This is a genomic window from Falsiroseomonas oryziterrae, assembly GCF_021864505.1.
GTDB lineage: Bacteria > Pseudomonadota > Alphaproteobacteria > Acetobacterales > Acetobacteraceae > Falsiroseomonas > Falsiroseomonas oryziterrae.
The window spans coordinates 1-19,369 of sequence record NZ_JAKJIB010000042.1 but is presented as its reverse complement, the minus strand read 5'-3'; the positions used below and the strand labels follow the sequence as shown (position 1 = coordinate 19,369).

The following is a 19,369-nucleotide window of genomic DNA, read 5'->3' as shown; positions in this document are numbered from 1 at the left end:
CGCGGAAGAGGCGACCGCCGGCGTGGTGGCGCGCCATCCCGCCCCGAGCGCGGCGCCGCCCAGCGCGGCGCCCAGCAGCGCGAGCCCCTGCCGCCGGCTGGCCGATCCCTCCATCAACGCACGCATCGCGACGCTCCTGGCCTGCCGTGCCCGCCCGAGGCGAGCTTCGGAGCAGGCTTTTCGGCCGGCTGCGTGTCGCGCCGATGTCGCGCCGGGCGGAATCGGGTTTCGGCGAGGTTTCGCGCCGGTCTCGTGCGCGACGCCGCCGGCCGCCAGGGCCGGCCCTTGACTTCCGTCCCCGCGGGCGGTTCCTGCCGCGAGACCCAGGACCCAAGGACCAGCGCCCCGCATGTCGCTCGACGCCGCCACCGTGAAGCGGATCGCCTCGCTCGCCCGCATCCGGCTGGAAGAGGAGGAGGTCGGCCGCATGCAGGCCGAGATCAACGGGATCCTCGGCTGGATCGAACAGCTGCGCGAGGTGGACACCGACGGCGTTGAGCCGATGGCCGGCGGCGCGCCGGCGGGCCAGCCGGCGATGCGCATGCGCGAGGATGCGGTGACCGATGGCGGCATCGCCGACGCCGTCCTCGCCAACGCGCCCGACCGCCAGGGCGACTATTTCGGCGTGCCGAAGGTGGTCGAGTGATGCGCCCGACCGACTACACGCTGAAGGGCGCGCTTGAGGCGCTGGCCGCCGGCGAGACCACCTCCGTCGCGCTGACCGAGGCCTTCCTCGACGGCATCGCGCGGCTGAACCCGCGCCTCAACGCCTACATCACCGTCACGGCGGAGAAGGCGCTGGAGGCCGCACGCGCTTCCGACGCGCGGCGCGCGGCCGGGCAGGCGGGCCCGCTGGAGGGCGCGCCGCTCGCCATCAAGGACCTGTTCTGCACCGCGGGGGTGCAGACCACCGCCGGCAGCCGGATCCTGGGCGGCTTCGTCCCGCCCTATGAGTCGACCGTCACCGCCAACCTGCTGCGCGACGGCGCGGTGTTCCTCGGCAAGGTGAACCTCGACGAGTTCGCCATGGGCTCGTCGAACACCACCAGCGCGTCCGGGCCGGTCGAGAACCCCTGGTCGCGCGCCAACGACCCCGACACGCGGCTGGTGCCGGGCGGGTCGTCCGGCGGATCCGCCGCGGCGGTCGCGGCGCGGCTCGCGCTGGGCGCGACGGCGACCGACACCGGCGGCTCGATCCGCCAGCCGGCCGCCTTCTGCGGCATCGCCGGCATCAAGCCCACCTATGGCCGCTGCTCGCGCTTCGGCATCGTCGCCTTCGCCTCCTCGCTCGACCAGGCGGGGCCGGTGGCGCGCACCGTCGAGGATTGCGCGATTCTGCTGAAGTCCATGTCGGGCTTCGACCCGCGCGACGCGACCTCCGCGGATCTCCCGGTGCCCGACTTCGCCGCCGCCTGTGCGCGCCCGGTGAAGGGCCTGCGCATCGGCGTGCCGCGCGAGTACCGCCTCGACGGCATGGCGCCGGAGATCGAGGCGCTGTGGCAGCAGGGGCTGCAATGGCTGCGCGACCAGGGCGCCGAGACGGTCGAGATCAGCCTGCCGCACACCAAGTATGCGCTGCCGACCTACTACATCGTCGCCCCGGCCGAAGCGTCGTCTAACCTCGCCCGCTACGACGGCGTGCGCTTCGGCCTGCGCGAGGCGGCGAAGGACAGCGACCTGCGCGACCTCTACGAGCGCAGCCGCGCCAAGGGTTTCGGCGCCGAGGTCCGCCGCCGCATCATGATCGGCACTTATGTGCTGTCCGCCGGCTACTACGATGCCTACTACCTCAAGGCGCAGAAGGTCCGCGCGCTGATCCGCCGCGACTTCGAGCAGGCCTGGGGCAAGGTGGACGCCATTGTCACGCCGGCGACGCCCTCCGCCGCCTTCGGCATGGACGAGCGGCAGGACGACCCGGTGACGATGTACCTCAACGACGTCTTCACCGTGACGGCGAACCTGGCCGGCCTGCCCGGCCTCGCCGTGCCCGCCGGCCTCGATGCGCAAGGCCTGCCGCTCGGCCTGCAGGTGATCGGCAAGCCCTTCGACGAGGAGGCCTGCTTCACCGTCGGCGCCGCGATCGAGCGCGCCGCGAACTTCACGGCCCTGCCGGGGATCCGCGCATGAGCTACACCATCGACGGCACCACCGGCCCCTGGGAACTCGTGATCGGGCTCGAGGTCCACGCCCAGGTCATCAGCCAGTCCAAGCTCTTCTCCGGCGCCGCGACCGCCTTCGGCGCCGAGCCGAACAGCCAGGTCTCCTTCGTGGATGCCGGCTTCCCCGGCATGCTGCCGGTGATCAACCGCGAATGCGTGGCGCAGGCGGTGCGCACCGGCCTCGGCCTCAATGCCGAGATCAACCTCTGGTCCCGCTTCGACCGGAAGAACTACTTCTACGCCGACCTGCCGCAGGGCTATCAGATCAGCCAGTACGCCCACCCGATTGTGGGCCAGGGCGCGGTCGAGATCGAACTGGCCGACGGCACGAAGAAGACCATCGGCATCACGCGCCTGCATCTCGAGCAGGATGCCGGCAAGTCGCTGCATGACCAGCACCCCCAGAAATCCTTTATCGACCTCAACCGCTCCGGCGTCGCGCTGATGGAAATCGTCTCCGAGCCCGACATGCGAAGCCCGGAGGAAGCCGGCGCCTATCTGTCCAAGCTGCGCCAGATCCTGCGCTACCTCGGCACCTGCGACGGCAACATGGACGAGGGGTCCATGCGGGCCGACGTCAACGTCTCCGTCCGCAAGGCGGGCGAGGGCTACCGCACGCGCTGCGAGGTGAAGAACGTCAACAGCGTCAAGTTCGTCATGCAGGCCGTCGAGGCCGAGGCGCGGCGCCAGATCGAGGTCTGGGAGTCTGGCGGCACGGTGGAGCAGGAGACGCGGCTCTTCGACACGCAGCGCGGCATCACGCGGTCGATGCGCTCCAAGGAGGACGCGCATGACTACCGCTACTTCCCCGAGCCCGACCTGCCGCCGCTGGTGCTGGAGCAGTCCTGGGTGGACCAGCTGAAGGCCAGCCTGCCCGAACTGCCCGACGCCCGCCGCGCCCGCTACGTCGCCATGGGCCTCACGCCCTACGACGCGCATGTCCTGACGCTGGAGAAGGAAACGGCGGCGTTCTTCGAGACGGTGGCGAAGGGCCGCGACGCCAAGCAGGCCGCCAACTGGGTGACCGGCGACTTCTTCGCCGCGCTGAACCGCCTGAAGCGCGACATCACGGACCCGCCCGTGACGGCGGAGAACCTCGGCGCGCTGCTCGACCTGATCGCGGACAGCACGATCAGCGGCAAGATCGCCAAGGACGTGTTCGAGATCATGATCGAGACCGGCAAGGCGCCGGGCGCGATCGTGGAGGAGCGCGGCCTGAAGCAGGTGACCGACACCGGCGCGATCGAGGCGGCGGTGGCCGACGTGCTCGCGAAGAACGCCGACAAGGTCGCCGAGTACCGCTCCGGCAAGGACAAGCTCTTCGGCTTCTTCGTGGGCCAGACCATGAAGGCGATGGGCGGCAAGGGGAACCCGGCGCTGGTCAACGAGGTGGTCAGGAAGCTGCTGGGCTGAGCTATCCTTCCCCGCCGACGGGGGCGAATCGAGATGGACCAGCAGCCAGGACAGGGCGTCGGCAGCCTCATCGAGCGCGGCCTCGCCATCGCGGTGGTGGGTGCCGTGCTGCTTGGCATCCTGGCCGTCCTGCAGCCCTTCGCCACCGCCATCATGTTCGGCGCGATCCTGGCGATCGCCCTTTGGCCGCTGCGCGACGCGCTCGTCCGGCGTGGCCTCCGCCCCAGCCTCGCCGCCACGGTCCTGCTTCTCCTGATCCTGGCCGCGGTCGTGGTACCGGTTCTCGCCATCGCACCTGGCCTGGTGGAGGCGCTCAACACCGGCATCGTATGGGGCCACGACGCGATGCTGCGCGCGCCCAGCACGCCGCCCGACTGGCTCGCGCAGCTGCCGCTGGTGGGGGAGCGCGTCGCGGCCGGCTGGACGCATGTCGCGGAATCCCGCGACAATCTCGGCGGCCTCGTCGCGCCCTATGCGGCGCGGCTGCAATCCCTCCTGCTGAGCGTCGCCGGTGGGCTCGCCGACAGCCTGCTGCAGCTGCTGCTCGCGCTCGTCGTCGCGGCGATGTTCTGGACCACCGGCGAGGAGATCGCGGATTCGCTGCGGCACGCGGCGGGACGCATCGGCGGTCCGACGGGCGTCAATGCGCTGGAAACGGCGGGCGGCGCGGTGCGCTCGGTCGCCTATGGCGTGGTCGGGACCTCGCTCGGCCAGGGTGTCCTGGCCGCCATCGGCTTCGCGATCGCGGGCGTCCCTGCGGCGACGCTTCTCGGCTTCCTCACCTTCGTCTTCTCGATCAGCCAGGTGCTCGGCCCGCTGGTCATCGTCACCTGGGCGGGGGCCGCCTGGTGGCTGTTCGACAGCGGCCAGACGGGCTGGGCCATCTTCATGGCGCTCTGGGGCCTGCTCGCCATCTCGTCGAGCGACAACGTCGTGCGGCCGCTGCTCATCAAGCGCGGCGTGGACATGCCGCTCTCGATCGTCATCCTCGGCGTCTTCGGCGGCTTCGTCGCCTTCGGCTTCCTCGGCCTCTTCATCGGGCCGGTGCTGCTTGCCGTCGGCCTCGTCATGCTCCGCGCCTGGCGCGCGGCAACGCCCGCCGACGCCGCGTGACGCCAGGACGGGCAGGCTACGGCCTGCCCGCCCTCATGCGGCGCAGCCCGCCGATCAGGCGGGCCGCACGCCCCACGGATAGGGCATCGATCCCTTCACCAGTCCGGTGATGCTCCGCCGCCAGGCATTGCGGACGGTGAACTGGCCGAGCGGGATGGTCGCGACATCGTCCTGCGCCAGCCGGTTCAGCTCGTTGGCCAGGCTCAGCTGCCGGCCCGCATCGGTCGCATCCAGCCAGGCCTGCACCAGCTCCTGCGCCCGCGGGCTGTCCCACCAGCCGAACCAGCCCGAGGCGCCCGGCCCCTTCACGAGGGAGGACACCGCCGGGTTCAGGTAGGCGAGCGAGGAGCCGAAGGTGTGGAAGATGCTCCACCCGCCGCGCTCCACCGGCTCCGTCCGCACGCGGCGCTGCACCACCGTGCCCCAATCGGTCTCGGCGAGCTCGACGTTGAAACCGATCCGCCGCAGCCGGTCGGCGGTGATCTGGCCGTGCGGGCCGATCAGCGGGAAGTCCGTCGGGTTGATGATCACCACCTTCTCGCCGTTGTAGCCGCTGGCCTGCAGCGCGGCCCGCGCGCGGTCCAGGCTGCGCGGCGGCGCGTTGAGCGGCGACAGGTCCTCGGTGCCGAGCGGCGTGCCGCACGGGAACAGGCTCCGGCATTGCCGCCAGACGCTCTGGTCGTTGCCGAGCGTCGCGCGCATGTACTCCTCCTGGTCCACCGCCAGCGCCACCGCCTGCCGGACGCGGAGGTTGCTGAACGGCGCCTGGAGGTGATTGAGGCGCATCACCGACATGATGCCGGCCTCGTTCAGCACGCCGATCTCGATGTTGCGGTTGCGCTGCAGCGTCGGTATGAGATCGGAGAGCGGCTGCTCCAGCCAGTCCACCTCGCCCGCCTGCAGCGCGGCGGCGGCGGTCGCCGGATCGGGCAGGATGTGCCACTCGACGCGCGGGAAATGCGCGACCTTGCCCCCTGATGCGCCGCTGGCGGGCTCGCCGCGCGGCACATAGGCGTCGTTCTTCTGGTAGACCACGCGGCTGCCGCTGACGAATTCGCCGCGGACGAAGCGATAGGGGCCGGAGCCGATCACCTCCGACACCTGCGTGTTGGCATCCGTCTGCGCCAGCCGTTCCGGCATGATGAAGGGCACGTTCGCGTCTGGCTTGGCCAGCGCGTCCAGCATCAGCGGGAAGGGGCGCTTGAGGCGGATCTCGATGGTGCGGTCGTCGGGCGCGCGCCATTCGTCCACCACGGCGGCGAGGATCTGTCCGAAGGGATCGCGGCGCGACCAGCGCGCCAGGCTCGCCGTGCAGTCGCGCGCCCGCACGGGCTCGCCGTCGTGGAAGCGCAGCCCCTCGCGGAGCGTGATGCGCCAGGTCCGGCCGTCGGGCGATACCTCGTGGCCCTGCGCCATCTGCGGCTGCGCGCGCAGAGTGGCGTCGAGCGCATAGAGCGTGTCGTAGACGTGGTACCCATGCATCTGGGTGACGATCGCCGTCGTCCAGATCGGGTCGAGCGCCGTCAGGTTGGCCTGCGGCACGAAGCGCAGCGTCGCGGTCCGTGCGGGTTGTGCGATGGCGGGCGCGAAAGGCGCCGCGGCGACGGCCGCGCCGGCGGCCAGGAACGAACGACGATGCATGGCGCTTCCTCCGGGTTCTGCTGTCCCCGGCGAAACGCTAGGCGTGGGATTCGCCCCGGGTCAACGCGGCGAGCGCCGCGGCGTAATCATGCCTGAGCCGCGCGATCACCTCGGCCGTCGGCGGCGCGTCCACGATGCTGCCCACACCCTGGCCGGCGCCCCAGATGTCCTTCCAGGGCCGGACGCGGTCAGAGCCGAAGCTCATCCGCGTCTTGTCGGCCGTCGGAAGATTGTCGGGGTCGAGGCCCTGCGCCGCGATGGAGGGCTTGAGGTAGTTGCCTGGCACGCCGCTGAAGAAGGGCGTGTAGACGATGTCGGACGCGGCGCTCTCCGCGATCATCGCCTTGTAGCGCTCCGCCGCATTCGCCTCCGCCGTCGCGATGAAGCGCGTGCCCATGTAGGCGAGGTCGGCGCCCATCGCCTGGGCCGCGAGGATCTGCCGGCCTTCCGTGATCGCGCCCGAGAGCGCGATCGGGCCGTTCCAGATGCGCCGCACCTCGGCGACCAGCGCGAAGGGGCTCATCGTGCCGGCATGTCCCCCCGCGCCGGCGGCGACCAGCACCAGCCCGTCCACGCCGGCCTCCAGCGCCTTCTCGGCATGGCGCAGGTTGGTGACGTCGTGGAACACGATGCCGCCCCAGCCATGCACCGCGCGCACCACCTCGCCCGGCGCGCGTAGCGAGGTGATGATCATCGGCACGCGGTGGCGCGCGCAGACCTCCAGGTCGTGCTCCAGCCGATCGTTGGAGGCGTGCACGATCTGGTTGACGGCGAAGGGCGCGTCGCCCGGCCCGAGTGCCGCGCGGATGCGCGTCAGCCAGCCATCCAGCTCCTCCTTCGGCCGCGCATTCAGCGCCGGGAAGGAGCCGACGATGCCCCCCTTGCACTGTGCGATCACGAGCTCGGGGTTGGACACGATGAACATCGGCGCCGCGATGACCGGCAGCGCGAGGCGGGAGAGGAGGGGCGGCAGCATGGGCGGGACGATGCCTCTCCCGGGCCCGTGCGTCCATGCGCGCCTTGACCGCCCCCCGGGGCTGGGCGATCCAGGCCGCAACGCCGCGCGACGGCGGCAGGAGGACGCGGCATGGACCCGGTGCGCTACGAGGTCGAGGGCGGCATCGCCGTCGCCACCATCGCGAGCCCGCCGGTCAATGCGCTCTCCGCCGCGCTCCGCGCGTCGCTGGCTGCCGCGGTGCGCCGCGCGACGGAGGATGCCTCCGTTCGCGCCCTCGTGATCCCTGCCGAAGGCCGCACCTGGATCGCGGGCGCCGACATCTCCGAATTCGGCAAGCCGCCGGTCTCTCCGACCCTCGCGGAGCTGATCGCGCTGCTCGACGCCTGTCCGAAGCCGGTGGTCGCGGCGATCCACGCGGCCGCACTCGGCGGCGGGCTCGAAGTGGCGATGGCCTGCACGGCCCGGGTGCTTGGCCCGGCCGCGAAGCTCGGCCTGCCGGAGGTGAAGCTCGGCCTGTTGCCGGGGTCCGGCGGCACGCAGCGCGCGCCGCGGTTGATGGGCGCGGCGGCGGCGCTGAAGCTAATGGCGGGCGGCGATCCGCTGGATGCGAAGGCGGCGATGGCCGCCGGCCTCGGCGAGGTGCTGGCCGAGGACGACCTGCGCATGGTCGCCATCGCCCATGCGGCGGGCTTGGCCGACGGCCCCCTGCCGGCGCCCGTCTCCCGACGCGACGAGGGGCTCGGCCCGCGTGAGGCGTTCGAGGCGGAGGCCGCCGCGCTCGCGAAGCGCGCCGCGACGGAGCCGCAGGTGGCGGCCATGGTCGCCTGCGTGCGCGACGCCTTCGAACTGCCCTTCGACCAGGCGCTGGCGCGCGAGCGCCAGGCCTTCCTCGACCTGCTGCAGGATCCGCGCAGCAAGGCGCTGCGCCACGTCTTCTTCGCCGAGCGCGAGGCGGCCAAGATCGCCGGCATCCCGCGCGAGACGAAGCCTCGCCGCGTGGAGCGCGCCGCGGTGCTCGGCGCCGGCACCATGGGCGCCGGCATCGCCATGTGTTTCGCCAATGCGGGCATCCCCGTGCGGGTGATCGAGACCGACGAGGCCGCGATGCAGCGCGGCCTGGCGCGCATCCGCGCGACCTACGATGCCAGCGTGAAGCGCGGCAGCCTGACGGAAGCCGCGCGCGACGCCCGCATGGCGCTGGTCGAGGGCGCCGTCGGGCTCGAGGCGGCCGGCGAGGCCGACATGATCGTCGAAGCGGTGTTCGAGGAGATGTCGCTCAAGAAGCAGGTCTTCGCGACGTTGGACCGTGTCGCGAAGCCCGGCGCGATCCTCGCCTCCAACACCTCCTATCTCGACATCGACGAGATGGCGGCCGCGACCTCGCGGCCGGGCGACGTGCTGGGCATGCATTTCTTCTCGCCCGCCAACGTCATGAAGCTGCTGGAGGTGGTGCGCGCTAGGGCGACCGCGCCGGACGCGCTCGTCACCGCCGCCGAGATCGGGCGCAGGCTCGGCAAGGTGCCGGTCGTCGTCGGCGTGTGCTTCGGCTTCGTCGGCAACCGCATGCTGGCCCGCCGCACGCAGCAGGTCGAACGCCTGCTGCTGGAAGGCGCGGCGCCGGATCAGGTGGACAAGGCGCTCACTGACTTCGGCTTCCGCATGGGGCCCTGCGCGATGGGCGACCTGGCCGGCCTCGACATCGGCTGGCGCATCCGCCAGGCGACCGGCAAGCGCGCGCCGGTTGCCGATGCGCTGGTGGAGGCCGGGCGGCTCGGCCAGAAGACCGGCAAGGGCTACTACCTCTATCCCGAAGGCGCGCGCGCCGGCGTGCCCGACCCGGAGGTGACGGCGATGATCGAGCGCATCGCCGCGCAGGAAGGTGTCGCGCGCCGCGCCATCCCGCAGGAGGAGATCCTGGATCGCCTGCTGCTGCCGATGGTGAACGAGGGCGCGCGCATCCTCGACGAAGGCGTCGCCGCACGGCCCGGCGACATCGATGTGGTCTGGCTGCATGGCTACAACTGGCCGGCCTGGACCGGCGGCCCGATGCATTGGGCCGAGGCGCGCGGCCTCGGCGGGATCATCGACCGCCTCGCGGGCTTCGCGGCCGCCACGGGCGACGAGAGCCTGCGCGCCGCGCCGGCGCTGGTGCGCGCCTCGGCTGAGGGCGGGTTCCGCGCGCTGGCCACGGCCTGATGCACCCCTGGGAAGCCAGCTATCCGCCGGAGTGCCGATGGGACGTCCCCATCGCCGAAGGCACGCTGCCCGGCTTCCTCGACCACGTCGCCGCGCGCTTCGCCGGGCGCCCGGCGCTGGAATACCGCGGCCATGTGCTGAGCTATGCCGAGCTGAAGACGCTGTCGGACCGCGTCGCCGCGGGGCTGCTGGCCATGGGCGTCGGCCGCGGCGACTGCGTTGCGCTTTACCTGCCGAACACGCCCTGGCATCCGGCCTGCCTCTTCGCCGCGCTGCGCACCGGCGCGCGCGTCGTGCATCTCTCGGCCTTGGACGCGAAGCGCGAGCTTGCGCACAAGCTGCGTGACGGCGGCGCGACGCTGCTGATCACCACGGGCTTCGGCCCGCTGGTCGCCAATGCCGAATGGCTGGTCGAGGAGGGCGCGATCGCGCGCGTGCTGCTCGCGCCCGAGGCGCGCTGGGTCGGCGCCGATGCCGCGCACGGCTTCGCCGCGCTGCCCGAGGCCGAGCCGCCTGCGACGTGGCCGGAACTCACGCCTGCCGACCTCGCGCTGCTGCAGTACACCGGCGGCACCACGGGCACGCCGAAGGGCGCGATGCTCACCCACGGCAACCTCACCGCCGCCGTCGCTATCTACAAGGCCTGGCGCGACAGCACCTCGCTGCCTGAAGGCGAGGGGCGCGTGCTCGTCCTGCTGCCGCTCTTCCACATCTTCGCCCTCACCGCCGTGCTGCTACGGCAGATGGCGGAGGGCAGCCTGCTGCATCTCCGCCCGCGCTTCGACGCGGGCGAGGCGGTCGCCGACATCGAGCGGCTGCGCATCAACACCCTGTCCGGCGTGCCGACGATCTGGATCGGCATCCTGAACTTTCCGGGCATCGAGACGCGCGACCTCTCCTCGCTCCGCCAATGTTCATCCGGCGGCGCGCCGATGCCCTTCGAGGCGCTGCAGAAGCTCGAGGCGCTGCTCGGCCGGCGCATCGGCGGCGGCTGGGGCATGACCGAGACCTGCCCCGCCGGCACGCGCATCCCCCCCGATGCGCCGCGCCGCGCAGGCCTCATCGGCCTGCCGCTGCCGCGCATCGAGCTGCGCATCATCGACCCGGACGCGCCGACGCGCGCCCTCCCGGCGGGCGAGGTCGGCGAGATGGCCGTGCGCGGCCCCAACGTCTTCTCCGGCTACTGGAACCGGCCGGAGGAGAATGCGCGCGCCTTCGCCGAGGGTTGGTTCCTGACCGGCGACATGGGCTGGATGGACGAGCGCGGCTTCTTCACCCTGGTCGACCGCCGCAAGAACATGATCCTCTCCGGCGGTTTCAACGTCTATCCGGCGCAGGTCGAGGGCGCGATCTACGAGCATCCGGACGTCGCCGAGTGCATCGTCATCGGCCTCCCCGACGCCTATCGCGGCCAGGCGGCCAAGGCCTATGTCGCACTCAAGCCCGGCGCCGCCCCGCTGACGCTGGACGCGCTGCGCGCCTTCCTGGCCGATCGCCTCGGCAAGCACGAAATGCCGGCGGCGCTCGAGATCCGGGACAGCCTGCCGAGGAGCCCCGCGGGCAAGCTGCTCGCGGCCGCGCTCCGCCAAGAGATGCAAGGAACGGTCTGATGGACCTCCGCCACACCGCTGACGAGATCGCCTTCCGCGACGAGCTGCGCGCCTTCTTCCGTCGCGAGATCCCGGCCGAGATCCGTCGCAAAGTCAGCGAGGGCCGGGCCCTGGCGCGCCAGGACTACGTCACCAGCCAGAAGATCCTGCATGCCGCCGGCCTCGCGACGCCGAACTGGCCGGTCGCCTGGGGCGGCAAGGACTGGTCGCCGGTGCAGCGCTACATCTACGTCGAGGAGCTGCAGGCCGCCGCCGTCCCGCAGCCGCTCGGCTTCAACGTCAACATGGTCGGCCCCGTCATCGCGACCTTCGGGTCGGAGGCGCAGAAGGCGCGTTTCCTGCCCGCGACCGCGAGCCTCGACATCTGGTGGGCGCAGGGCTTCTCCGAGCCCGGCGCCGGCTCCGACCTCGCCAGCCTCAAGACCAGCGCGCGACGCGAGGGCGACGCGTTCGTCGTCAACGGCCAGAAGACCTGGACGACGCTTGGGCAATATGCCGACTGGATCTTCTGCCTCGTCCGCACCGACCCCGCCGCCAAGAAACAGCAGGGCATCTCCTTCCTGCTGATCGACATGGCGACCCCCGGCATCACCGTGCGCCCGATCATCACCATCGATGGCGGGCACGAGGTGAACGAGGTCTTCTTCGACGAGGTCCGCGTGCCGGCGGAGAACCTGGTCGGCGAGCTCAACAATGGCTGGGACTACGCCAAGTTCCTGCTCTCGAACGAGCGCATCGGCATCGCGCGCATCGGCATGACGAAGGAGCGCCTCGCACGCGTGAAGCGGCTCGCGCAGGAGACGCCGGCGGGCGAGGGGACGGTCTGGGACGATCCGGATTTCCGCCGTCGCCTCGCCTGGTCGGAGATCGAGCTGAAGGCGCTCGAGATCACCCAGATGCGCGTCGTCGCCGCGCAGCGGACGAAGGCCGCCGACAGGCCCGACCCGTCCTCTTCCATCCTCAAGATCAAGGGCAGCGAGATCCAGCAGCAGGCGACGCAGCTGCTGATGGAGGTCGCCGGCCCCTACGCGCTGCCGCGCCCGGACCGCGACGAGGAGGGGCTGAACCTGCCCTCCGTCGGGCCGGACTGGGCCGATGCCGCCGCGCCGCTCTTCTTCAACTACCGCAAGGTCTCGATCTACGGCGGCTCGAACGAGATCCAGCGCAACATCATCGCGAAAGCGTTCCTGGGTCTCTGACAGATGGATTTCGACCTCACCCACGAACAGCGCCTGCTGGCGGACAGCGTCAACCGCTTCGTCTCCGATCGCTACGGCGACTTCGAGAAGCGCAAGGCCTATCGCTCCGGCCAGAAGGGTTATGCGGACGCCAACTGGTCCGCGATGTCGGAGATGGGCCTGCTCGGCCTGCCATTGCCTGAGGAGCAGGGCGGCTTCGGCGGCGGTCCTGTCGAGACGCTGCTTGTCATGGAAGCCTTCGGCCGCGGGCTGGTCGTCGAGCCCTACTTCGCCACTGTCGTGCTCGGCCTCGGCCTGCTGCGCCGGACGAGCGGGCAGGGTGAACTCCTGGCGCAGGTCGTGGCGGGCGAGACGACGCTCGCCTTCGCGCATCAGGAGCGCCAGGCGCGGCACGATCTGCACGACATCGCCGCCACGGCGCGTCGCGCCGGCGATGGCTGGGTTCTGGATGGCGCCAAGGGCGTCGTGCTGCATGGCGACGCAGCCGACCGGATCCTCGTCTCCGCGCGCATCGCCGGTGCGCGGCGCGACCGCGCGGGCATCGGCCTGTTTCTCCTCGACCCCGCCGCGGCGGGCGTGACGCGGCGCGGCTATGCGACCCAGGACGGGCTGCGCGCCGCGGAAATCGTGCTGGAAGGCGCGCCTGCCACGCTGCTCGCCGAGGACGCCCTCCCGCTGATCGAACTCGTCGCCGACGAAGCGATCGCGGCGCTCTGCGCCGAGGCGGTGGGTGCGATGGAAACGCTCCGCGACCTGACCGTGGACTACCTCAAGACGCGGCAGCAGTTCGGCCGCCCGATCGGCGAGTTCCAGGCGCTGCAGCACCGCGCCGCCGACATGCTGGTCGCGACCGAGCAGGCGCGCAGCATGGCGATGTACGCGGCGATGATGGTGCAGCAGACCGACGCGGCGGCACGTTCGACGGCGCTGTCGGCCGCCAAGGCGCTGGTCAGCCGCCTCGCGGACACCCTCGGCAAGGACGCCGTCCAGCTGCATGGCGGCATCGCCATGACGGAGGAGTACAAGGCCGGCCACTACTTCAAGCGGCTGGCCATGATCGGCGCGCTGTTCGGCGATGTGGACCACCACCTGCGGCGCGTGGTCGCCGCGGGCGGCCTGCCGGAGTAGCGCGACCCCGGGTTCTCGCCCCATGCGCCCGTGACCTTCGCGCGACTCCGCGCTCTGCCCTTCCATTGCCCTGGTCGGCGCGCCTAATCGCTGGCATGCGTCGCAGGGTGAGGCTGGCCCCACGGGCCGGCCGATTCGCAGGGCAGGGGGGAATGCCGGACGGTTCGCTGTCCGATGCGCAGCGGTCTGCGCAAGTGCGCCGCCAGGGCGCGGCGCTGCCGGTCTTCGGGGCCGGCCCGGCGCTCCGCGTGGTGCTGGTCACCAGCCGCGAGACGCGCCGCTGGGTGATCCCGAAGGGCTGGATCGAGCCGCAGGAGGCGCCACACCGCGGAGCCGCGCGCGAGGCGCTGGAGGAAGCCGGGCTGGTCGGCGAAGCCGACCCCGACCCGATCGGCGCCTACACCTACGGCAAGCGCCGCGCCGGCGGCGTTGTCACGCCGGTCGAGGTCCTGGTGTTCCGCTTCCGCGTCGCGCGCATGCTCCGCCAATGGCCCGAGCGGCGCGAGCGGGAGCGGCGGCTGTTCACGCCGGAAGCCGCCGCGGCGCTGGTGGACGAGCCCGGCCTCGCCGCCCTGCTGCGCAGCCTCAGGAAGGCATGAAACCGTCCGGCGTCACGCCGCGCGGCTTCACCAGGTCATAGGGTCCGCGCGGCAGGTAGCGCCCGCTGCCCGGCTCGGCCTGCACCTTGCCGTCGCGCATCACCACTTCGCCGCGGCGGATCGTCATCGTCGGCCAGCCCGTGACCTCCAGCCCTTCATAGGGCGTGTAGTCGATGGCGTGCTGCATCAGCGCGTTGGTGATCGTCACGCGCTTCGCCGGATCCCACAGCACGAGGTCGGCATCCGCCCCCGGCTGGATCACGCCTTTGCGCGGATAGAGGCCCATGATCCGCGCCGGGTTGGTCGCGGTGAGCTTCACGAACTCCTCGATCGCGATGCGGCCCTTCGTCACGCCTTCGCTGAACACGATCGGCATCCGGGCGGCGAGGCCCGGGATGCCGTTCGGGATGTCGCGGAACGGCGCCGCGCGCCCGTTCTGGGCCTTGCCGCGCGTGCCCTCGTAGCTGAAGCCGCAATGGTCGGAGGAGACGACGTCGAGAGTGCCGCGCCGGATCATCTCCCAGATGCGCGCATGCTCCGCCGTGTCGCGCGGCGCCGGGCTGCACATGAACTTCGATCCCTCGAAGCCGGGCCGGTCCATGTGTCCCGCCGTCAGCGTGACGTATTGCGGGCAGGTCTCGCCCCACACCTTCAGGCCGCGTGCCTGGGCCCGCGCGATCTCCTCCGCCGCCTCCTCGCAGCTGACATGGAAGACCTGGATCGGCTGGTCCACGAGTTCCGCCAGCGCGATGGCGCGATGCGTCGCCTCGCGCTCCACCACGCGCGGGCGCGACCAGGCGTGGTACTTCGGCGCGGTCATCCCGGCGGCGAGCAGCGCCTCCGTCCGCCACTTGATCGCGTCGTAGTTCTCGCAATGCACGGTCACCAGGCAGCCATGCCGGCGCGCCGCCAGAAGCACCTTCAGGTATTCGCCGTCGTTGAGGTGCAGCGGCTCGTAGGTCAGGAAGACCTTGAGGCTCCGCACGCCTTCCGCCACGACCTTCGGCACCTCGTCGTTCATCACCGCATCGGTCGGGTCGGCGATGATCTGGTGGAAGGCGTGGTCCAGCATGCCCTTCGCGGCGCGCGCCCGGTAATCCGCGAAGCGCTCCAGGATGCCGCCCCCCTTGAACTGCGGGACGAAGCAGACGACGGAGGTGGTGCCGCCGGCGAAGGCGCTGGCCGAGGCGGTGACGAAGCCGTCCTCGTGCACCGTGCCGTTCGCCTCCGGCTGCTCGATGTGGCAGTGGCTGTCCACGCCGCCCGGCAGCACATAGAGCCCGTCCGCCTCGATCACCTGCGCGGCGTCCGTGATGCGCTCCGCGATCGCCGCGATGCGGCCGCCATTGACGCCGATGTCGCAGCGCGCCGCGCCGAAGGCGGTCGCCACCAGCCCGCCGCGGATCGCCAGCTCGAACTCCGCCATGCCTTGCCTCCTACCTTCGATGATCCGCGGCATAGGCGCGACCGTAGCGCGCCTCGAGCCGGCGTTGCACGAGCTCCCAGCAGGTCGTCATCACCAGGTACCAGACCGCGGCCGCGATGAAGAGCTCCAGCACCATGAAGCGCTCCTGGATCAGGATCTGCGTCCGGCGCAGCAGCTCCTCCATCGAAATGACGGATGCGACCGAGGTCGTCTTGAGCAGCCCGTTCACCGAATTGCCGAGTGGCGGGATGATGATGCGCAGCGCCTGCGGCCAGGTGATGGTGCGGAACACCTGCACCTTGGTCAGGCCGAGCGCCGTGCCGGCTTCCTTCTGCCCCTTGTTCACCGCCAGGATGCCGGCGCGCACGATCTCGCTGAGATAGGCCGCCTCGTTCAGCGCAAGCCCGAGCAGCGCCGCCTGCGTCACGCTGAAGCGGATGCCGAACAGCGGCAGGCCGGTGTAGATGATCAGCAGCTGCACCAGCAGCGGCGTGCCGCGGAAGATCCAGCAATAGCCCGCCGCGGCCCAGGACAGCACCGGGTTCGCCGACAGCCGCATCAGCGCGAGCAGGATCCCGAGTGCGAGCCCGCAGACGAGCGACGCCGCCGTCAGCCAGAGCGTCGTGAGCGCGCCCTGGAGCAGGAACGGGTTGAAGAGGTATTCGTAGAACCCCTGCCAGGACCAGATGTGCATCCGCTAGGCCGACGCGCCGGACATGCCCTGGTCCGTCTGTGCCCTGGCGACGTTCGGCCCCCCGGCGCCCTTCCGCGGCTCCGCCGCGGAAGGATGGGCCATGACGCGAAGATCTGGGCCTCGACCCGGGGCCCCCGCGGCGTTGCGCAGCAACGTCGTGGGGAACTTCACTGGGGCCCGACCACCTCGAACCCGCCATCCGCGATGCTCACGCCATAGCGGCGGAACAGGGCGTCGAGGCTCCCGTCGGCCTTCATCTCCTGCAGCACCCGCGACACTTCCGTCGCCAGCGGACGCGAGCGGAAGGCGAAGGCGGCCGGCGTCGGGAACAGCCCGTGCAGCACGCGGGGGAAGTCGCCGCGCTGGTCGTATTCCGCCGCGACCGCGTCGATGCTCGTCACCGCCTCCACCTGGCCCGCCCGCAGCGCCTGGAAGGCGATCGCGAAGTTGTCGAAGGTGCGGACGGTGATCGGCCGCTGGCCGGCATTCTGCAGGGTCTGGCTGATCTCGCGCAGGCGCCGCTCCTCGAAGCCGCCGATCTCGACGCCGACGGTGCGTCCCGCCAGGTCGCGCTCGGAGCGGATGTTGAGCGGATTGCCGCGCGCCGCGCTGATCGCCACCGCGTTGTTCTCGTAGCGCACCATCTGCATCATCCGGGCGCGTTCCTCGGTGAAGAAGATGCCGGTGTTGATCATGTCCCAGCGGCGTGCCGCGAGACCCGGGATCATCGCGCTGAACTCGATGCGGACGTATTCGGGCGTCAGGCAGAGCCGCCGCGCGATCTCGTTGCCAAGCTCGATCCGCATCCCCTGCAGCTGGCCCTGCGCATTGACGAATTGCAGCGGCGGCAAAGTGGGGTTGGTGGACATCACCAGGGTGCGGGACTTGATGAGCTCGGAATCCGCCACGCGCGGCGTGCAGGAGGCAGCCGGCGCCTGCGCGAAGGCCGGTCCCGATACCGCCGCGATCACCGCGGCCAGAAGAACGCGACGCATGGATCTCTCCCGTGTTCGACGCCTCACGCGGCCTGCCGGGCACCTTCCGACAACAGGCCCATCTCCTGCAGCACGGCTGCGAGCTTCGGCACGTCGGCCGCCGGCAGCGGCAGCCGCGGCGGGCGCGGATCGCCCATGCCCATGCCCATCAGCCGGAAGCCCGCCTTGGTGCCGCTGACGTAGCGCGGCCCGCCGACCCAGGGCAGCAGCGGCACAAGCCGGCGGTACAGGGCCAGCGCCTTGTCCATGTCCTTGTCGAAGGCCGCGGCGTGGAACATCTCGGTCGACAGGCGCGGTGCGAGGTTGCTGCACACCGCCACCCAGCCGATTGCGCCGAGCCAGGCGCTCTCGTAGCCGAGCACGCCGGCGAAGACCTCCATCCGGTCGCCGCAAAGCGCCACGATGTCGCGAACCCGCGTGACCTCGAGCGTGCTTTCCTTCACGTAGCGGCAATTCGGGATGCGGCTGATCTCGGCGAGCATCGCCGGCGTCATGTCTACATTCGCCGTCGCCGGATTGTTGTAGACCATGATCGGTATGCCGATCGCGCGCGCCACAGTGTCGTAGTGGTGCACGAGTTCGGCGAGCGTCGGCACCGAATAGAAGGGCGGGATGATCATCACCCCGTCGGCGCCGAGCGCCTCGGCTTCCTTCGAGGTGCGGACGACCTCGCGTGTGTCCTCCGCGCCCGTGCCGATGATCACGGGCACGCGCCCGGCCGCGGCGCGCACCACCGTCTCGACGATCGCCGTGCGCTCCTCGGCCGAGACGGACAGGAACTCGCCGGTCGAGCCGAGCGGGATCAGGCCGCGGATGCCCTCGCGGATCTGGAACTCCACCAGGCGCTCCAGCGCCTTGAGGTCCACTGCCGCCCCGCCCTCTGTGAAGGGCGTGACCAGCACCGTGTAGCAGCCGCGGAAGGGTTCTCCGGCCATCGCCACGCTCCGTCCGTCGTGCGAACATCGGACCGCCATTCGGACGGAACCACAAGCCCCCTCGATGCGCCTGACCCACCGCGACATCACGCCGAGTGCCGAACCGGTGGGCATCACCTTCGACGGCCGCCCGCTTTCCGCGCTGCCCGGCGAGACCGTCGCCGCCACGCTGTCGGCCGCCGGCATCCTGGCCTTCCGCCATACCGAGTCCGGTGCGCCCCGCGGCCTCTGGTGCGGCATGGGGGCGTGCTTCGACTGCCTCGTCACCATCGATGGCCGCGCCAACCAGCGCGCCTGCCTCGCCAAGGTTGCGCCGGGCATGGCGGTGGAGAGCGCAGGCGGCGCCGCGGCGCTCGCGCCCGAACCCGCGCCACGGGCGGAGGAGATCGCACCCGACATCCTGGTGGTCGGCGCCGGCCCGGCCGGGCTTTCCGCCGCCATCGCGGCCGCCGAGTCCGGCTGCGCGGTGCTGGTGCTGGACGAGCGCGACGCGCCGGGCGGACAGTATCTGAAGCCGCTCGCCGCCAGCCACGCCCATGCCGCGCCGGATGCGCAGTTCCGCCGCGCCGCTGCGCTCCGCGAGCGCGCGCGCGCGGCGGGCGTCGCCTTCCGCCACGGCGCCACGGTCTGGGGCGCCTTTGCGCCGGGCGAGATCGCGGCACTCGTGGATGGCCGCAACCTGGTGATCCGCCCGCGCCGACTGATCCTGGCGCCCGGCTCGCATGAACGGCCCGTGCCGATCCCCGGCTGGACGCTGCCCGGCGTGATGACGACGGGCGCGCTGCAGACGTTGGCCCGCGCCAACCGCGTCTCGCCCGCGCCGCGGGTGGTGATCGCCGGCAACGGCCCGCTGAACCTGCAACTCGCCTGCGAACTCGTCGAAGGCGGCGTGGAGGTCGCCGCCGTGCTCGAGGCCGCGCCGAAGCCCGGCTTCCGCAGTTGGCGCGACGCGGCGCGCCTGGCCGCCAGCGCGCCCGACCTCGCCTGGGACGGCGTGCGCTACCTTGCCGTGCTGAAGCGCGCCGGCGTGCCCGTGATCTGGGGCGCCACGCCGCTCGCCGCCGAAGGCCGCGACCGTTTCGAGGCGCTGCGCGCCGTGACGCCGGACGGCGAGATCCGCATCGAGGCCGGCGCCTGCGCGCTGAACCTCGGCTTCCAGCCGGAGACGGGACTCGCCCGCGCGCTCGGCTGCGCGCATCGCTTCGAGGACAGCGGCATCGGCCGGCTCGAGACCGTCACCGACCAGGACGGCCGCACCGACATCGCCGGCGTCTTCGCCGCGGGCGACGGCGCGCAGGTCGGC

Annotated in this window: 16 protein-coding genes; 10 read left to right on the top strand and 6 right to left on the bottom strand. The window is 71.5% G+C overall.

Annotated features, from left to right (window positions below):
- Positions 1 to 349: 349 nt before the first annotated feature.
- Genes gatC through L2I40_RS06065 form a run of 4 tightly spaced genes read left to right on the top strand, consistent with a single transcriptional unit; the run spans position 350 to position 4,685 of the window.
- Positions 350 to 646, top strand: a complete 297-nt coding sequence (gatC, locus tag L2I40_RS06080) for an Asp-tRNA(Asn)/Glu-tRNA(Gln) amidotransferase subunit GatC (RefSeq protein ID WP_237213984.1) — start codon at positions 350 to 352, stop codon at positions 644 to 646.
- The gene (gene gatA, locus L2I40_RS06075) at positions 646 to 2,127 is read left to right on the top strand and encodes an Asp-tRNA(Asn)/Glu-tRNA(Gln) amidotransferase subunit GatA (RefSeq protein ID WP_237213983.1); all 1,482 of its coding nucleotides are present in this window, start codon (positions 646 to 648) and stop codon (positions 2,125 to 2,127) included. Before gatC ends, gatA begins: the two co-directional genes overlap by 1 nt.
- Positions 2,124 to 3,572, top strand: a complete 1,449-nt coding sequence (gene gatB / locus L2I40_RS06070; protein WP_237213982.1) for an Asp-tRNA(Asn)/Glu-tRNA(Gln) amidotransferase subunit GatB — start codon at positions 2,124 to 2,126, stop codon at positions 3,570 to 3,572. Before gatA ends, gatB begins: the two co-directional genes overlap by 4 nt.
- Before the next feature lie 33 nt (positions 3,573 to 3,605).
- Complete coding sequence (locus tag L2I40_RS06065; RefSeq protein ID WP_237213981.1) at positions 3,606 to 4,685, top strand: AI-2E family transporter; 1,080 nt, start codon at positions 3,606 to 3,608, stop codon at positions 4,683 to 4,685.
- A gap of 54 nt (positions 4,686 to 4,739) precedes the next feature.
- Here L2I40_RS06065 and L2I40_RS06060 read toward each other — a convergent pair whose 3' ends face one another.
- Both L2I40_RS06060 and L2I40_RS06055 read right to left on the bottom strand, forming a co-directional pair.
- Complete coding sequence (locus L2I40_RS06060) at positions 4,740 to 6,326, bottom strand: ABC transporter substrate-binding protein (protein WP_237213980.1); 1,587 nt, start codon at positions 6,324 to 6,326, stop codon at positions 4,740 to 4,742.
- Positions 6,327 to 6,363: 37 nt separating this feature from the next.
- Complete coding sequence (locus L2I40_RS06055; RefSeq protein WP_237213979.1) at positions 6,364 to 7,302, bottom strand: NAD(P)H-dependent flavin oxidoreductase; 939 nt, start codon at positions 7,300 to 7,302, stop codon at positions 6,364 to 6,366.
- 111 nt (positions 7,303 to 7,413) lie between these two features.
- Here L2I40_RS06055 and L2I40_RS06050 point away from each other — a divergent pair, with 111 nt between their 5' ends.
- From L2I40_RS06050 to L2I40_RS06030, 5 genes are all read left to right on the top strand, one after another.
- Positions 7,414 to 9,480: a 3-hydroxyacyl-CoA dehydrogenase NAD-binding domain-containing protein gene (locus tag L2I40_RS06050; protein WP_237213978.1), complete on the top strand. Its 2,067-nt coding sequence runs from the start codon at positions 7,414 to 7,416 to the stop codon at positions 9,478 to 9,480.
- Positions 9,480 to 11,090: an AMP-binding protein gene (locus tag L2I40_RS06045; RefSeq protein ID WP_237213977.1), complete on the top strand. Its 1,611-nt coding sequence runs from the start codon at positions 9,480 to 9,482 to the stop codon at positions 11,088 to 11,090. The genes L2I40_RS06050 and L2I40_RS06045 overlap by 1 nt, the downstream gene beginning before the upstream one ends.
- Positions 11,090 to 12,289 (top strand): acyl-CoA dehydrogenase family protein, encoded by a 1,200-nt coding sequence (locus tag L2I40_RS06040; RefSeq protein WP_237213976.1) that lies wholly within the window; start codon positions 11,090 to 11,092, stop codon positions 12,287 to 12,289. Before L2I40_RS06045 ends, L2I40_RS06040 begins: the two co-directional genes overlap by 1 nt.
- 3 nt (positions 12,290 to 12,292) lie before the next feature.
- On the top strand, positions 12,293 to 13,417 hold the full coding sequence (locus tag L2I40_RS06035) for an acyl-CoA dehydrogenase family protein (RefSeq protein ID WP_237213975.1): 1,125 nt from the start codon (positions 12,293 to 12,295) through the stop codon (positions 13,415 to 13,417).
- Positions 13,418 to 13,569: 152 nt separating this feature from the next.
- The gene (locus tag L2I40_RS06030; protein ID WP_237213974.1) at positions 13,570 to 14,016 is read left to right on the top strand and encodes an NUDIX hydrolase; all 447 of its coding nucleotides are present in this window, start codon (positions 13,570 to 13,572) and stop codon (positions 14,014 to 14,016) included.
- On the opposite strand, the gene hydA is transcribed toward L2I40_RS06030, so the two are convergent.
- From hydA to L2I40_RS06010, 4 genes are all read right to left on the bottom strand, one after another.
- Positions 14,003 to 15,442: a dihydropyrimidinase gene (hydA, locus tag L2I40_RS06025; RefSeq protein ID WP_237213973.1), complete on the bottom strand. Its 1,440-nt coding sequence runs from the start codon at positions 15,440 to 15,442 to the stop codon at positions 14,003 to 14,005. The two genes, L2I40_RS06030 and hydA, sit on opposite strands and share 14 nt — an antisense overlap.
- Positions 15,443 to 15,452: 10 nt before the next feature.
- Positions 15,453 to 16,136, bottom strand: coding sequence for an amino acid ABC transporter permease (locus L2I40_RS06020; protein WP_237213972.1), 684 nt, complete (start codon positions 16,134 to 16,136; stop codon positions 15,453 to 15,455).
- A gap of 167 nt (positions 16,137 to 16,303) precedes the next feature.
- Positions 16,304 to 17,131 (bottom strand): ABC transporter substrate-binding protein, encoded by an 828-nt coding sequence (locus L2I40_RS06015; protein ID WP_237213971.1) that lies wholly within the window; start codon positions 17,129 to 17,131, stop codon positions 16,304 to 16,306.
- Positions 17,132 to 17,154: 23 nt separating this feature from the next.
- The gene (locus L2I40_RS06010; RefSeq protein WP_237213970.1) at positions 17,155 to 18,066 is read right to left on the bottom strand and encodes a dihydrodipicolinate synthase family protein; all 912 of its coding nucleotides are present in this window, start codon (positions 18,064 to 18,066) and stop codon (positions 17,155 to 17,157) included.
- Positions 18,067 to 18,130: 64 nt separating this feature from the next.
- On the opposite strand from L2I40_RS06010, the gene L2I40_RS06005 reads away from it, so the two are divergent.
- Positions 18,131 to 19,369, top strand: a 1,239-nt coding sequence (locus tag L2I40_RS06005) for an FAD-dependent oxidoreductase (protein ID WP_237213969.1), incomplete at its 3' end; no start/stop codon positions are given.